Genomic DNA, 15,074 nt, shown 5'->3' on the forward strand with positions numbered 1-15,074 from the left:
CACGGGGCCGGAGGCGGCGTCAGTCCAGGAGGTCTTCGGCCTTGTCGATGACGGCGGCGCGCTGCACCCAGCACTCGAGCCGGTCGGTGTCGGTACAGCTCGTGACACGTTCACGGACGTCGTTGGGGACGGCGATCCCTCGGGCCTTCAATACCAGCAGGACCGACTTCGCCTCGCCCTTCGCCTCGCCCTTCGCCTCGCCCCTCGCCTCGCCCCTCGCCTCGCCTTCGGCGAGACCTTCGGCACGGCCCTTGGCGATGTGGGACTTGGCGAAGTCCGACTGCCACTCGTAGTCAGCGATCTTCACGATCTCCTCCAGGAGCTTGCAAGCGGATTCGGAGAGCTTTCCCACCAGATAGTCATGGTACAGCTCAGCCGTCTTTGTGGATGTCTCATCGGGGTCGGCGGCGAGAGCGGTGATAGCAGCCGACACGCTGGTCATGACGGCTTCGGCAGCCGGGCCGTCGGCATGGGCGGGGGCGCTCAGGATCGCCAGCTCGGGGAGACGGCACGCCTCGTCGGGGTCGGTGACGGCGGGCAGCATGCCAGGGTGGAAGGCCAGGGGCTCGAGCACCCACTTGGGGTGGCCCATGGCGATCGGCCTGGCGCAGGCGCGGGCGACGCCCGGGTCGGGGCAGAAGACGAGCAGGGTCACCGGGCACTGATAGCGGTGCCGGAGCAGAGCCGCGTACGCGGGCCAGCTGAAGATCTTGTCCTCGTCGTAGCGCAGCTGCGCCTCCACGATGGTGCCGTGGCTGGGCTTCTTGGGGTCGTCGAGGAGGACGGTGGCGTCGCAGCGCAACTCGGCCGGGTTCAGGCCCGCGAAAGACTCCGAGGCCACCGTCGCGTTGTCATCGTCTCCGGGTATGTCCAGCCCGAAGACGTCACGCAATATCGTTGGGACGAGCTGCGGCCGCTTGCGGACCATCTCCAGCGGCAGCTCGTGATCGGTTGACGGCATGTCAGGCAAACTATCGGTAATTAAGTCGTCTCACAGTGTCACACCGGCTTGCGGGCGGATCATTCGCAGATCTGGCCCGAATGGACTGTTTTCGCTGGTCACACCGGACGAGGCACAATGCCTGTTTCGCATTCGGCTGCCAGTCGGAAAACCACTCGCGGGCTACAACTCCAGAGCGCCTCGGGGGTGGCCGTGTTCTCGGCCGCAGGCGGTGAGGGCCAGGACGGCATGCCCCTGGACGTCCGTGTCCGCGCCCAGGGAGGACGGGTCCACGGACGCGCGGGCGGCGAACGTCGTGGCGTGGCATTCGTCGGGGATGTTCAGGTCCGCCTTCACCTGCTCGTAGCGGGCCCGGAAAGCGTCGCTGTCGCCGATGCCGATGCCGTCGAAGGCGTCGTCGGGGAAGGGATCGGTGTGCGGGAGGACGTAGCCCTCCTCGGCGGGGTGGGGTGGGCCGATCTGGTCGTCCTCCTCGTAGACGTCGTAGTACCGGACGATCTCGCCGTGCTCGGCGACGCACCAGGCCGTCCAGCCGTCGCCGCAGCTCGCGCCGTACCAGTGCGCCGCGCCGAAGCGGGTGCTCAGGGTGCGGCAGCGGTCCGTGAGCTCCTCGGCGTCGAAATCCTCGCCGCTGTGGAAGGGGCTGCCGAAGACGAGCGTCCAGCCGTCCAGGCTCGGTGACACGTAGGCGCGGGAGCAGCGGTGGTGGCCGGAACCCCGGCCGTGGTGGTCGCTGTTCCAGGCGGACGCGCCGAGCCGCATCGTGACGGGCTCAGCGTCGGACAGCTCGAACGCGTCCAGGACCGCCTTCTGGTCGCCGGTCGGGAGCGCGAACCAGGTGCCGCACAGGTGCATCGGCTCGGGTGTCTCGGTCGCCCGCTTGATGCGGATCAGGCGGCGGACGGCGGCGAGGTCGCGGTCGTCCAGCCCTGCCGGGCCGGCGACTTCGGCGAGCGCCTCCAGGGCGGGGCGGCGGAGGCGGCCGGACGTGGTGGAGCGGCGGACGTCCTGGAGCAGGGGAACCACGTCCGGGCCGAGTTCCGTGAGGGCCCAGATGGCGCGCTGCCGGACGTCCGGGTCCGGGTCGTCCAGGAGGGCGATCAGGGCGGGGGCGTGCGGGAGGGCGTCCGTCCCCTTGAGCTGCAGGACGTAGGCGCTGTTGGCGCGCACCTTCGGGCTCGGGTGGCGCAGGCCGGGGACGAACTCCGAGAGGTCGTCGATCGTGAGGCCGCTGTGGGCCCAGCCGCAGCGGCGCGCCACCTCCGCGGTGGGGGCGGCGGCCATCGCCTCGATCAGCGGGGCGAGTGCGGGACGTCCGATGCGGCGCAGCACGGAGGCGCTCGTGCCCCAGTCGACGGGTGACTCCTCGTCGCAGAGGACGTCCAGGACCGGGTCCACGGCCGGAGCGCCGATCTCGACCAGCGCGTCGGCGGCGGCCTTCTGCTCGGGGCCGGCCAGTTGCTCGATAAGGGCCTGTATCTCCACGGAAGGGATGATCGCATCACCCGGTGACATGCAGGATTCCGTGGGCGCCGGATTCGCCGTGGCGCATGTCGTGGTCGACGAAGGGATAGTGGCCCGCTTCGGGGACGACGGTCTCCACGAAACCGCCCTGACCGGGGGCCAGATCCAGGATCTGCGCGCCGCCCGGGCCGGCCTTGCCCAGCAGGTAGGCGCCCTCCTTGTAGACGGTGTCGAACTGCGCCCCCACGATATGGAACGCGCTGCCGGAGGAAGGGCCGGCGTCCACCACCCACACCCGCACCCGCTCACCCGCGCGGGCGGTCAGCGGAGCATGGTCGTAACCGGCCGCCGTCCCGTTGAACATCCACCCGTCCGGCCGGCCGTCGCGCATCTTGGCCACCTGAGCCTCCGACCCGGGCTGGCCCAGGTACAACTCGCCCTGCACCAGGACGTACTCGCGGTCGACGCGGGGCAGGTTCGGCGGGTCGATGACCACCGCCCCGTACATGCCGTTGGCGATGTGCTGCAACATCGGCATCGTCGAGCAGTGATACAGCCACGCCCCGGCGTGCTCGGCGGTGAACCGGTAGGTCAGCCGCTCCCCCGGCTGGATGGTGCGCATCGGCACGTCCGGGGCCAGGCTGCCGGCGTGGAAGTCGATGCCGTGCCCCATGGCGGTGTCGTTGACCAGGGTGATGACGAACACGTCGCCGACCTTGCCGCGCAGGACAGGGCCCGGGACGCTTCCGCCGAACGTCCACATCGTCTGCCGGACACCGGGAGCGACTTCGAGCTGCCGGTCGGTGGCGCGCAGTTCGAGCCGGTGCTCCTTCGCGCCCGGGGCGGGCTTGAGGGCGGCGTCGTAGGGCTTCCAGCCCGCCGACGGGTGCGCCGACAGGTCGAGTTGCCCGGTGCCCATCGCCTGGTGGTCCATCGGCGGCGCGGCGGACGCTGAATGCGCCGCATGCGCGCCGGAAGCCTTGATCTGCATCGTCATCCCGGCCGCACGGTGGCCGGGGACCGTGCACCAGCCGTCGATCGTGTCCTTCACCTCCGGGAGGGTCAGCGTCGCCGACTCCCCCCGACCCAGCATCGGGGTGGCCTGCCCGGACTCCAGCCGCAGATCGTGCCGCATCGCGTCCTTGTTCGTCACCCGCAGCACCAGCCGCGTGCCGGGCTCGGCCTCGATCGTCCCCGGACGGATACGCATGTCCACCAAACTCACCTCCACCACACGCGTCCCCGACGCCGAAACCGTCTGGGGGGACGAGTCGCCGCTTCCGGCGGTCACGCCCACGGCCAGGGCGGTGAGGAGGACCCCGGTCGTGATGCCCGCGACGACCGGCGACGGACGATGTGAGCGGAGGATCGTCGCGACCGCGAGCAGCACGAACGCGGCCAGTGCGGCGAGGACGGCGATCCACGCCGCGCGCGACGCCCACTCCGGCACCGGAAGCACGAGCAGCGGCACCGCGAGGTTGACCGCCGCGACCCGAACCACCCACACGCGTTCGATCAACGCCGCGTTGGCCTTCAGCGCCGCCGGGCCCCCGCCCAGGACGACGGGCAGCAAGAACGTCAGGGCGCCCAACAGCGTCTGCCCCACGAACCCGACCAGCACCAGCGGAAGCAGCCCGGAGAGACTCTGCCGGGAGGCGTCCGCGATCAGGGTGACGGCGAACCAGGCCGTCCCGGCGGCGAGCATCCAGGACGCGGCCGTGTGCGGACGGCGCCGCCCCAGCGTCCGGGCGAAGGGGACCAGGGCCAGCGCGGCGGCACCGGCGTACACCAGCAGACCGCCGACGACGACCCACCGCAGTTCCGCGAGCAGGCCGCCGACCGCGAGCGCGAGACCCGGCACCGCGCAGCGCAGGGACCAGCGCGCGATGCGTCCCGCGCCGTCCACCATGCGGGTGCGCAGCACGGTCGGCCACAGCGTGAACAGCGTGCCGAGCACGGCGAGCCCGACCCAGCCCAGGAGGTTGACCTGCGCGTGCGCCGCGTGCATCGGCTCGTGCCAGCGGGCCGGCAGGCGCTCGGACGCCATCAGTCCGCCGAGCGTCCCGCCGACGATCAGCGCGGCGCCGGCCCACAGGTACCAGGCGACGACGTGCGCGAACCGTCCGCCCAGGGCGCTGCGCCCCCGCAGGGCGAGGACGGCGACGTGCGCGGCGACGACGCCCACGACGACGGCCGCGCCGCCGACGGCGATCCACGGGAAGCCTTCGGAGACGCCGCACAGCACCGCGGCGATCCCCGCGTTCAGTGCGGCCAGCCGCGTCACCGGCCACCAGTCCGGAGGCGCCGGGACGCGCAGCAGCGCCGACGCGAAGTGCTCCGTCCAGGTCACGATCGCGTTGGTCACGGCGCCCAGCAGGAACAGGTGGATGAGCAGCCATTGCGGCATGGGCAGTTCATGCCGGACGAACGCGGCCACGACGGTCAGCGCCAGCCAGACCAGCACCACCCCGTTGGCGACGGCGTGCCACACCGACCGCCCGCGCCGGGGCGCCGGGGGCGGCCCCACCTTCGGGCGCACACCGATGGACGTCATGAGCGTTTCCTTCCGGCCAGCCGGGACGCGGCCACCGCGCAGCCGCCGAACAGCAGGAGCGACACCTCGCCGAGGACGCCGCCGGTCGTCCGCGCGGCGGAGACGCCGGCCAGGTCCCCTGCGACCCGGACGACGAGCGACGCGTGCAGCAGCGCGAGCGGCGCGTACAGGAGGGGGTGGTACGGCAGCCGGACCCGCAGCACGGCGGGCAGGATCACCGGCGCGTGCCCGAACACCATCGAGATCACGAAGCCGAGGAACACCGCGTGCAGGGCCGCGTCGTAGAGGCCGGTCGAGGCGGGACGCCCGGCGGCGAGCCAGATGGAGCCGGCGACGGCCAGCCAGGCGTATCCGGCGAGGAGGCAGGCGGCGGCGAAGCGGGGCAGGCCGTTCCCGCGGACGGTGCGGCGCGCGATGTCGTGGACGGCGAGCCAGCCGGCCAGCACGACCATGCCGAACCCGGTGAGGCGCCAGCCCGGCTCCGGCCACGCCACGGAGACGGCCGCGCCCGCGCCGATCAGCGCTGCCGCGGCGACGAGGCCGTCGGAGGCGCGCCGTCCCAGGAAGGCGACCCGGGCGAGTTCGAGGCGCTCGCCGGCGATCGTGAGGATGAGGAACGCGGCGAGCCACGGGACGATCTCGCCGACCGTCCGGCCGCCGATCCACAGCAGGCCGCCCGCGTACCAGGCGACGGCGCCCGCGATCTGTACGGCAAGCGGGCGGAGCTCCTCGATTGAATGGTGGCGGGTGGGGGCTGGAGGACGGTGGCCCGTCCGGCGGCCGAGGACGGCGATGTAGACGGCGACGAGCCAGCCGCCGGCGGCGGTGAGCAGCAGTCGTCCGGGGGCGGCGAATCCGGCGGCGGTGATCAGGCCGCCGGCGGCGGCGAGGGCGGGGGACGCGTAGGCCCACGGGCGGCCGAGGGCGACGGAGCGTTCGAGGGAGATCAGCGTGCCGAGGAAGCCGAGGGCCATCAGGGGCCCGTGCTGCTGCGCGAACGACGTGCGCGGCAGCGGGACGTCCAGGTCCAGCAGGCCGAGGGCGCCCCAGAGGGCGACGAGGAGGGACAGCAGCGCGCCGGCGAGCAGCGGGAGCCGGCGCGCCGCCGGACGGGGCGCGGCCCGGGGGTGACGGTCGCGTACCCCTGTGACCTGATTCTCCATGACGGCTATTATAAATACAAGTAGTGTTGTGAAAAACAGCTCGGCACCAGGAGTGCTCATGACCACATCGACCGCGAGCCCGCAGCAGGACACGGTGCGGGCCATCCTCGACCACCACGAGCGCCTCGGCCGGACCATGGCCGACCACACGCTCACCATCGCCCGCGCCGCCGACCAGCTCACGGCCCCCTACGACCGGCGCGACAAGCTCGTCGCGTTCTGCGCGGACGAGATCATCCCGCACGCCGAGGCCGAGGAGCACACCCTCTACAAGGCGGCCGAGGACCTCCCGGAGGCGCGCCTGCTGCTGCGCGCGATGCTCCGCGAGCACGTGGTCCTGCGCGAGAAGGTGGCGGAGCTGGCGGCGGCGCGGACGCCCGCGGAGGCGGTCGGCGCGGCGGCGGCCGTCAACGCCCTGTTCCAGTCGCACCTGGAGAAGGAGAACGACCTGATCCTGCCCGCGCTCGTCGACGCGGGCGTGAACCTCGGCGCCCTCCTGGACGGCATGCACGAGATCCTCGGCGGGCACGCGTCCGAGGAGACGGCCGCGGGGACGGACGACGACGGCCACCACTGCACCTGCGGCGGCCACGACGCCCACCCCGGCGTCCCGGGCGCGACCGCCGAAGTGGCGGACGGCGAACTCGACGTGCGCGTCCTCGCCCACGGCCAGCGCCATCAGCAGATCTTCGCGACGTTCGAGGCGCTCCGGCCGGGGACGGCGTTCGTCCTGGTCAACGACCACGACCCGAAGCCGCTCTACTACCAGTTCGCCTCCCTGTACCCCGGCGAGTTCAGCTGGGACTACGAGGAGTCGGGCCCGGAGGTCTGGCGCGTCCGCATCGCCCGCCCCTGACCCCGTCCCCAAGCACGCCTGACGGCCGCGGCGCGGCGGCCGTCAGGCGTTCTCGTTCTGCGGGCCCGTTCTACTGGAGGCCCGTGCTACCGGGGGTCGTAGGCGAGGTTCGGGGCGAGCCAGCGCTCGACCTCCGCCACGGTGAGGCCGCAGCGGGCGGCGTAGTCCTCGACCTGGTCCTTGCCGATGCGGCCGACCGTGAAGTAGCGGGAGGCCGGGTGGGCGAAGATCAGGCCGCTGACGCTGGCGGCGGGCGCCATGGCGAAGGACTCGGTGAGCTTCATGCCGAGGCGGCCGGCGTCCAGCAGGTCGAAGAGGGTCTGCTTCAGGCTGTGGTCGGGGCTCGCCGGGTAGCCGAGCGCGGGGCGGATGCCGCGGAACCGCTCGGCGTGCAGGTCCGCCAGGTCGGGCTCGGCGCCGGGCTCGAACCAGGCGCGACGGGCCTCCAGGTGGATGTACTCGGCGAACGCCTCGGCAAGCCGGTCGGCGAGGGCCTTGACCATGATCGCCTTGTAGTCGTCCTTCTCCTCCTCGTACTTCGCGGCGAGGTCCTCGGCGCCGAGGATCGTCACGGCGAAGCCGCCGAGGTGGTCGCCGGACGGGGCGACGTAGTCGGCGAGGCACCGGTTCGGGCGCCCCTCCGGCTTGGCCGTCTGCTGCCGCAGCATCGGGAAGCGGACGTCCGGCAGGACGATGTCGTCGCCCTCGGAGTGCGCGGGCCAGAACGCGTACGCGCCGGACGCCTCGAACGAGCCGTCCGCGATGATCTGGTCGAGCAGCTCGTTGCCCTCGTCGAACAGCTCGCGCGCGACGGGCTGGTCGAGGATCGCCGGGTACTTGCCCTTCAGCTCCCAGGCGAGGAAGAAGAACTGCCAGTCGATCATCTCGCGGAGGACGGCGATGTCCGGCCGGACGATCCGGACGCCGGTGAACGCGGGCGTCGGCAGGTCGCCGAAGTCGACCTTCTCGCGGTTCTCGCGCGCCTTGCCGATCGTGAGCAGGGGGGTGCGCTGCTTGCTCTCGTGCAGCTCGCGGAGGCGGGCCTGCTCCTTGAGATTGGCGGTGTGCAGCGCGACGGCGCGGTCCTCGTCGAGGAGGTCGGAGACGACGCCGACCACGCGGGACGCGTCCAGGACGTGCACGGTCGTCGCCTCGTAGGCGGGCGCGATCTTCACCGCGGTGTGCTGGCGGGACGTGGTCGCGCCGCCGATCAGCAGCGGCAGCTTCATGCCGCGGCGCTCCATCTCGGCGGCGACGGAGACCATCTCGTCCAGGGACGGGGTGATCAGCCCGGAGAGGCCGACCGCGTCGGCGTTCTCCTCGATCGCGGTGTCCAGGATCTTCGCGGCGGGGACCATGACGCCGAGGTCGATCACGTCGTAGTTGTTGCAGCCGAGGACGACGCCGACGATGTTCTTGCCGATGTCGTGCACGTCGCCCTTCACCGTCGCGAGGACGACCTTGCCCTGCCCGCGGTCCTGCGTGATGCGGCCGGCGCGGAGGGCCTCCTCCTTCTCCTTCTCCATGAAGGGCTCCAGGTAGGCGACCGAGCGCTTCATGGCGCGGGCGCTCTTCACCACCTGCGGCAGGAACATCTTGCCCGACCCGAACAGGTCGCCGACGATCTTCATGCCGTCCATCAGCGGGCCCTCGATGACGTCGAGCGGGCGGGCGGACTGCCGGCGGGCCTCCTCGGTGTCCTCCTCGATGAAGTCGACGATGCCGTGCACGAGGGCGTGGGACAGGCGCTGCTCGACCGGCGCGTCCCGCCAGGAGAGGTCGACCTCGCGGACGGTGCCCTTGCCCTTGACGTTCTCGGCGAACGACACGAGCCGGTCGGTGGCGTCCTCGCGGCGGTCGAACAGGACGTCCTCGACGAGTTCGAGCAGGTCGGCGGGGATGTCCTCGTAGACGGCGAGCTGCCCGGCGTTGACGATGCCCATGTCCAGCCCGGCCTTCACCGCGTGGAACAGGAACGCCGAGTGCATCGCCTCCCGGACGACCTCGTTGCCCCGGAACGAGAACGACAGGTTGGAGATGCCGCCGCTGGTGCGGGCGCCGGGGCAGCGCTCCTTGATGAGCGGCAGCGCGTCGATGAACGCCTTCGCGTACCCGTTGTGCTCGGCGATGCCGGTCGCCACGGCGAGGACGTTCGGGTCGAAGATGATGTCCTCGGCGGGGAAACCCGCCTTCTGCGTCAGCAGGTCGTAGGCGCGCCCGCAGATCCCGACCTTGCGCTCGGTCGTGTCGGCCTGGCCGGTCTCGTCGAACGCCATGACGACCACGCCCGCGCCGAAGTCGCGGATGCGGCGGGCCTGTTCGAGGAACGGCTCCTCGCCCTCCTTCAAGGAGATCGAGTTGACGACGCCCTTGCCCTGGACGGTCTTGAGCCCGGCCTCCAGCACGCTCCACCGGGAGCTGTCCACCATGATCGGGATGCGGGCCACCTCGGGCTCGGTCGCGATCAGGTTCAGGAACGTCGTCATCTCCCGCTCGCTGTCGAGCAGGTCGGCGTCCATGTTGACGTCGAGGAGGTTCGCGCCGCCGCGCACCTGCTCCAGCGCCACGTCCACGGCGGCCTGGTGGTCGCCCGCCTCGATGAGCTTGCGGAACCGCTTGGAGCCGGTGACGTTCGTCCGCTCGCCGATCATGATGAAGCCGGTGTCGGCGCCGATCTCGAACGGCTCCAGCCCGCTGAACCGGCTGGCCCGCGCGGGCTCGGCGACCTCGCGCGGCGCCATGCCGCGCACGGTCTCGGCGATGGCGGCGATGTGCGCGGGGCCCGTCCCGCAGCAGCCGCCGACGAGGTTGACCATGCCGGACTCGGCGAACTCGCGCAGCAGGGCGCCGGTCTGCTCGGGCGTCTCGTCGTAGCCGCCGAACGCGTTCGGCAGCCCGGCGTTCGGGTGGGAGGCGACGTAGGTGCCGGCGAGCCGCGCCAGATCGGCCACGTGGGGGCGCATCTCCGCGGCGCCGAGGGAGCAGTTCACCCCGACGACCAGCGGCTCGGCGTGCTCGATCGAGCGCCAGAACGCCTCGACGGTCTGCCCGGACAGCGTCCGCCCGCTCAGGTCGACGATCGTCACCGAGATCCACAGCGGCAGCTCGGGGGCGACCTCGCGGGCGGCGGCGATCGCGGCCTTCGCGTTCAGCGTGTCGAAGATCGTCTCGATCAGCAGCAGGTCGACGCCGCCCTCGGCCAGGCCCGCGATCTGCCCCGCGTAGGCGTCCTTGACCTGGTCGAACGTGACGGCGCGGTAGGCCGGGTCCTCGACCCGGGGGGACAGCGACAGGGTCACGTTGAGCGGCCCGACGGAGCCGGCGACGAAGCGGCCCTCGTACTCGTCGGCCGCCTGCCGGGCGAGCCGGGCGCCCTGCACGTTCATCTCGTGCACCAGGCTCTCCAGGCCGTAGTCGGCCTGGCCGATGCTCGTCGCGGTGAACGTGTTGGTCGTGGTGATGTCGGCGCCGGCGTCGAGGTACTGCCGGTGGACGTCCAGGATCACGTCCGGGCGGGTCAGGTTCAGCAGGTCGGGGTCGCCGGTGACGTCCTTCGGGTGGTCGTCGCCGATGCGGTCGCCGCGGTAGTCCTCGGGCTTGAGGCCCGCGCCCTGGAGCATCGTGCCCCAGGCGCCGTCCAGCACCGCGATCCGCTGCTCCAGCAGCTCGCGCAAAGTGGTGTCGGTCATGTTTTCGAGCACCTCCCAGTTCATATGGGAGGCGCCCTTGCTTGAGTCTGTGTCTCGGACCGAGCGTGGCGGGCTCTCGCCCGTTGCAGCGCCTCTCGGCCTCGCACCGAGATTACCTTCCCGGGATCCGGTGTGTCAGTCGCGTCCCACGATGCGGGAAGGATGAAGGGGATGCGGATGGGCGGCCGGCGTCGCTGCGCTACGAACTCGGACGCCATTCCTCCTGATACGCGGGATGTGTCGCGTACGGGAGGGCGAGGAGCCGCAGGAGCGATTCGCGGACGTTCTGGGCCGCGCCGAGTTCGGGCGTCCGATGGCCCTGGCCGAGGATCCAGGCGTTCTTCTCGTAGTCGTCGACGATCTGCCGGCGGGCGGCGACCTCGGCGAGCGTCCGGGCCGGGTTGTGGCGGGCGATGTGCTCGGCGTAGGCGTCGTTCTCCGCCTTCGCGACGGGCGCGGGGTCGTCGGTGTCGCGGCCGACCGTCCCGCCGGGCGCGGCCTTCCAGGGGGCGGACGCGCAGTCGCGGGCGATCTGCTCGTCCCTGTCCAGGCGGGCGCGGAGGAACTCCACCAAGTCCATGGGGCCATCCTGCCCTCTGCGAGAGCGGGACGGCCCCAGGACGGTTCCGGCGGGCGGAATCAGGCCCGCGGGATCAGGCGGCGCAGTTGCCGGTGACGGGCTTGCCGGCGAACCGGTCGGAGAGGAAGGCCATCGCGTCCGGCTCGCTCCACAGCATGCCGGTCGCGTGCTCGGCGAACGTGTAGGTCTTCCACGTCAGGTTCGCGCCCTTCGCGCACCACGCCTTGTGCAGGGTGTCGGCCTGGGCGAACTGGACCATCTCGTCATAGACGGCGTGCGTCTGCAACACCGGGACGGCCGGGGCGGTGCCGCCGAGCCTGTTGGCGGCCAGGCGCTGCTGCCATTCGGGCGTGTCCAGCGGGTTGCTGGTGGTGTAGTCGCTGATCTTCTTGAAGAACGTCCCGACCAGCGTGGAGATCCCGTCGACGCTGACCAGGCACAGGTTACTGGCCTTCGCCATCAGCTCGCGGCCCCTGTCGTTGAGGTACTTGTCCAGGTCGAGCTCGGGGTAGGCGGCGTCGTAGCCGACGGCCGCGAGGAACATGAGGCCGACGAACGCGGTGCCGTCCAGGCTCTTGGCGACCTCCAGCAGGTCCGCCGGGACGCCGCCCGCGAAGACGCCCTTGAGGTCGAGCTCGGGAGCGTAGGCCGGCGCCAGCTGCGCGGCCCAGCCCGTGGAGGTCCCGCCCTGCGAGTAGCCCCAGAGGCCGACGGGCGCGCCGCCGAGGCCCGCCTCCGGGAGGCGCTGCGCGGCCCGTGCCATGTTCAGCACGGCCTTGCCCTGCGAGCCGCCCACCTCGTAGGTGTGCTGGCCGGGCGTGCCGAGGCCCTCCATGTCGGTGACGGCGACGGCCCAGCCGCGGCTGAGCGCGTCCGCGATGAAGAACTCCTCGTAGTCCATGCCCTGGGTGAGGGTGTAGGACGGCGCGCAGGCGTCGCCGATGCCGCGCGTCCCGACGGCGTAGGAGACGAGCGGGCGCTTGCCCTGGCCCGTCCACGCCTTGGTCGGGACGAGCACGGTGCCGGACACGGCGGTCGGTTCGCCGCCGACCGTCTCCGACCGGTAGAGGAGCTGCCACGAGTTGACGCCCTCGTACGGCGCATGGCCGATCGGGTCGATGGTGAACACCGACGAGCGTGACCGGATGACGTCGCCGGGCTGACCCGCCGGGAGCGGCGCGGGCGGCGTGTAGAACGGATCCTCGGCCGGCGGCGCCGCGGCGGCGGTGCCCTGCAGGGCTGCCGCCGACATGGCGATCCCGAGACAGGAGGCCACCAGGGTGCGCAGCACCCGGCGAACGGTGATGGACATGGCGGGTGAACCCTTCGTCTGGCCCTGCCGTCGGCATGACGGCCACCCGACCGTAACGTAACTGGACACTTACTCCAATGAGGTTCGCGACGCATCGGTGCCGCCGGTTTTGTAGCTCCCTGACAAACCGGCTTGACGAAGGGCGTGCGCGGGAAAGGGCCGCTACCAGCGGACGGGCAGCCGGGTCGGCCCCTTGACCAGGCTCGCCTCCCGCCACGGGACGTCCTCCGCCGGGGCCGCGAGGGCGAGGTCCGGGAACTCCGCGAGCAGGACGGTCAGCGCCGCCTCGGCCTCCAGCCGGGCCAGCCGCGCGCCGAGGCAGAAGTGCGCGCCCTGCCCGAAGGCGATGTGCGCGGGCCCGTCACGGCCGGCGTCGAAGCGGTCCGGCTCGGGGAACATGCCGGGGTCGCGGTTCGCCTCGGCGAGGAGCGGCAGCACCATCTCTCCCGCGGCGACCCGGCCGGACGGCAGGTCGACGTCCTCGGCCGCCACCCGCGGCAGCCCGTACTGGGCCGGGGTGTCGTGCCGCAGCAGCTCCTCGACCAGCCCCTCGGTGGGCGCGAGGCCGCGGTAGACGTCCTCGGTGAGCAGCGTGAAGACGCCCGTCGCGATGAGGTTGGCCGTCGTCTCGTGGCCGCCGGTGATCAGCGCGCTGATCAGGCTGATCAGTTCCGGTTCGGTGAGCGCGTCGGAGCCGTCCCGGGCCGCGATCAGGTCGTCGACGAGCGCCTCGCCCGGGTGCGCGCGGCGCTCGGCGACCAGCCCGCGGACGTGCTCGCCGAACTCGCGCGCCGCCTCCGCGCGGTCGTCGGCGCCCAGGTCGGAGGTGCTGAGCCTCGTGTCCGCCCAGCGCCGGTACAGGGCGCGGTCGGACTCGGGGACGCCGAGCAGCTCGCAGATCACCCGGATCGGCAGCGGGAACGCGAACGCGGTGACCAGGTCGGCCGGGGCGCCGCCCGCGGCCATCCCGGCGGCCAGCTCGCGGGTGATCTCGAGGATGCGGGGCTTCCAGCGGGCGATCCGGCGCGGCGCGAACGGGCCCGCCACGATGCGGCGGATGCGGGTGTGCTCCGGCGGGTCCATGTTGAGGATCATGTGCGGGTCGTCACTGATGTCCTTGCCGCGCACCATCCGCCCGGAGGTCCCGCCCAGGTCGCGCCGGAACCGCGCGTCGGTCAGCACCTGCCGGACGTCGGCGTACCGGCGCACGGCGCGCATCGTGGCACCGCTCGGCAGGACGATCTCGGGCAGGCCGTCATGGGCGGTCATCGTGCCTCCTTGGTGCCGACTCCGCACAGGTGGCAGTCGCCGCCCGCGCCGTCTTTCCACTTTGCACGGGGACCGCCGTACGGCCTTTCCAGGCACCGCCGCGGCCGGTGCGATGGCGGCGCGCGGAATCGACCGTCATGGCGGCGTACATCAGCGCGACGGCGGGCAGCGCGATGGCGCGCAGGGGTGACAGACCGTAGAAGCGGAGTAGGGGGACGTGACTGAGGGTCATGATCGTCCAGGCGAGGGCGCCGGCGGTGAGGGCGGCCGGGGCCGGGCCGGCGAGGGCGCCGGCGAGCGTCGCGGCGGGCGGGACCGCGTAGAGCAGGAGCATGCCGAGGACGGTCCCCGCCAGCAGGACCGGCGAGTAGCGCAGCTGGTGGTAGGCGCTGCGGGCGATCATCGTCCACAGGTCGGCGAGGCGGGGGTAGGGGCGGCGGCTGACCACGTCCCGGGTGAGGTCGAGGCGGCAGCGCCCGCCGGCGCGCTTGACGAGGCGGCCCACCGCCACGTCGTCGATCAGCGCCCCGCGGATCGCGGCGAGGCCGCCCGCCCGCTCCAGCGCGGCGCGGCGGACGAGCATGCAGCCGCCCGCCGCGGCGGCGGTGCGCGCTCCGTCGCGGCTGACGCGGCGGAACGGGTAGAGCTGCGCGAAGAAGTACACGAAGGCGGGGACGATCACCTTCTCCCATCGCGTGCGAATGCTGAGCGTCGCCATCTGGGAGACGAGGTCGCGGCGCTCACCGGCGGTTCCGGACTCCGCCTCGGCCTCCGCGACGAGGCGTTTCAGGGTGCCGGGCGCGTAGGCGATGTCGGCGTCGGTGAACAGGTAGAGGTCGGGGTCGCCGGCCGCCCGGACGCCCTCGGACATGGCCCACACCTTGCCCGCCCATCCATCGGGGCGTTCCCGTGCGGATACGACGTGGTCGGTGAAGCGGGCGGCCGTTTCGCCCGTGCCGTCACCGCTCGCGTCGTCCACCACGATCACGCGGAAGACGCCCGGGTACTCCTGGGCGACGAGCGTCGGCAGGGTCTCCGGGAGGATCGCCGCCTCGTCGCGGGCCGGGACGACCGCCGCGACTTCCGGCCATTCGGGTGGGTCGTCCCGTTCGGGGAGGCCGGGCCCGGTTCGCCAGAAGGCTCCGTGGCCGAGGGCCAGGTACAGCCATCCGGCCAGTGCCGCCAGCGCCAGGACGTCCACGATCACCACGCTTCGCAGCGTCGCA

General features: G+C 72.2%; 10 protein-coding genes. 1 reads left to right on the top strand and 9 read right to left on the bottom strand.

Features of this window, described 5'->3' with window-relative positions; translation table 11 throughout:
• Nucleotides 1-19: 19 nt before the first annotated feature.
• The 4 genes from SM611_RS05020 to SM611_RS05035 all read right to left on the bottom strand — a co-directional run bounded on the left by SM611_RS05020 (nucleotide 20) and on the right by SM611_RS05035 (nucleotide 6,142).
• Nucleotides 20-961: an RpnC/YadD family protein gene (locus SM611_RS05020; protein WP_371947623.1), complete on the bottom strand. Its 942-nt coding sequence runs from the start codon at nucleotides 959-961 to the stop codon at nucleotides 20-22.
• Nucleotides 962-1,123: 162 nt separating this feature from the next.
• Nucleotides 1,124-2,446: a HEAT repeat domain-containing protein gene (locus SM611_RS05025; RefSeq protein WP_371947624.1), complete on the bottom strand. Its 1,323-nt coding sequence runs from the start codon at nucleotides 2,444-2,446 to the stop codon at nucleotides 1,124-1,126.
• Between the two features lie 16 nt (nucleotides 2,447-2,462).
• Nucleotides 2,463-4,979 carry a multicopper oxidase domain-containing protein gene (locus SM611_RS05030; protein ID WP_371947625.1) on the bottom strand — a complete coding sequence of 839 codons (2,517 nt, stop codon included), beginning with the start codon at nucleotides 4,977-4,979 and terminating at the stop codon, nucleotides 2,463-2,465.
• Nucleotides 4,976-6,142 (bottom strand): DUF8744 domain-containing protein, encoded by a 1,167-nt coding sequence (locus tag SM611_RS05035; protein ID WP_371947626.1) that lies wholly within the window; start codon nucleotides 6,140-6,142, stop codon nucleotides 4,976-4,978. The genes SM611_RS05030 and SM611_RS05035 overlap by 4 nt, the downstream gene beginning before the upstream one ends.
• A 58-nt stretch (nucleotides 6,143-6,200) precedes the next feature.
• Between SM611_RS05035 and SM611_RS05040 the strand changes: the two genes are divergently transcribed.
• Complete coding sequence (locus SM611_RS05040) at nucleotides 6,201-6,998, top strand: DUF2249 domain-containing protein (RefSeq protein ID WP_371947627.1); 798 nt, start codon at nucleotides 6,201-6,203, stop codon at nucleotides 6,996-6,998.
• Nucleotides 6,999-7,084: 86 nt separating this feature from the next.
• Here the strand turns inward: SM611_RS05040 and metH are convergent, their stop codons facing one another.
• The 5 genes from metH to SM611_RS05065 all read right to left on the bottom strand — a co-directional run bounded on the left by metH (nucleotide 7,085) and on the right by SM611_RS05065 (nucleotide 15,058).
• Entirely contained in the window at nucleotides 7,085-10,687 is a 3,603-nt protein-coding gene (gene metH / locus SM611_RS05045; RefSeq protein ID WP_371947628.1) for a methionine synthase, read from the bottom strand.
• A gap of 199 nt (nucleotides 10,688-10,886) precedes the next feature.
• Nucleotides 10,887-11,267 carry a DUF6221 family protein gene (locus SM611_RS05050; protein WP_371947629.1) on the bottom strand — a complete coding sequence of 127 codons (381 nt, stop codon included), beginning with the start codon at nucleotides 11,265-11,267 and terminating at the stop codon, nucleotides 10,887-10,889.
• Between the two features lie 73 nt (nucleotides 11,268-11,340).
• Entirely contained in the window at nucleotides 11,341-12,579 is a 1,239-nt protein-coding gene (locus tag SM611_RS05055; protein WP_371947630.1) for a lipase family protein, read from the bottom strand.
• Nucleotides 12,580-12,741: 162 nt separating this feature from the next.
• Nucleotides 12,742-13,848 carry a cytochrome P450 family protein gene (locus tag SM611_RS05060; RefSeq protein ID WP_371947631.1) on the bottom strand — a complete coding sequence of 369 codons (1,107 nt, stop codon included), beginning with the start codon at nucleotides 13,846-13,848 and terminating at the stop codon, nucleotides 12,742-12,744.
• Nucleotides 13,835-15,058: a glycosyltransferase gene (locus tag SM611_RS05065; RefSeq protein ID WP_371947632.1), complete on the bottom strand. Its 1,224-nt coding sequence runs from the start codon at nucleotides 15,056-15,058 to the stop codon at nucleotides 13,835-13,837. Before SM611_RS05065 ends, SM611_RS05060 begins: the two co-directional genes overlap by 14 nt.
• Nucleotides 15,059-15,074 lie beyond the last annotated feature (16 nt).

The sequence above is a fragment of the Actinomadura monticuli genome (genome assembly GCF_041463655.1).
Lineage (GTDB): Bacteria > Actinomycetota > Actinomycetes > Streptosporangiales > Streptosporangiaceae > Spirillospora > Spirillospora monticuli.

Excerpts from the sequence above, each read along its gene's own strand:
- SM611_RS05050 (WP_371947629.1), bottom strand. The coding sequence starts at position 11,267 with ATGGACTTGGTGGAGTTCCTCCGCGCCCGCCTGGACAGGGACGAGCAG.
- SM611_RS05060 (WP_371947631.1), bottom strand. The coding sequence starts at position 13,848 with ATGACCGCCCATGACGGCCTGCCCGAGATCGTCCTGCCGAGCGGTGCC.
- SM611_RS05035 (WP_371947626.1), bottom strand. The coding sequence starts at position 6,142 with ATGGAGAATCAGGTCACAGGGGTACGCGACCGTCACCCCCGGGCCGCG.
- SM611_RS05030 (WP_371947625.1), bottom strand. The coding sequence starts at position 4,979 with ATGACGTCCATCGGTGTGCGCCCGAAGGTGGGGCCGCCCCCGGCGCCC.
- SM611_RS05055 (WP_371947630.1), bottom strand. The coding sequence starts at position 12,579 with ATGTCCATCACCGTTCGCCGGGTGCTGCGCACCCTGGTGGCCTCCTGT.
- metH (WP_371947628.1), bottom strand. The coding sequence starts at position 10,687 with ATGACCGACACCACTTTGCGCGAGCTGCTGGAGCAGCGGATCGCGGTG.
- SM611_RS05040 (WP_371947627.1), top strand. The coding sequence starts at position 6,201 with ATGACCACATCGACCGCGAGCCCGCAGCAGGACACGGTGCGGGCCATC.
- SM611_RS05020 (WP_371947623.1), bottom strand. The coding sequence starts at position 961 with ATGCCGTCAACCGATCACGAGCTGCCGCTGGAGATGGTCCGCAAGCGG.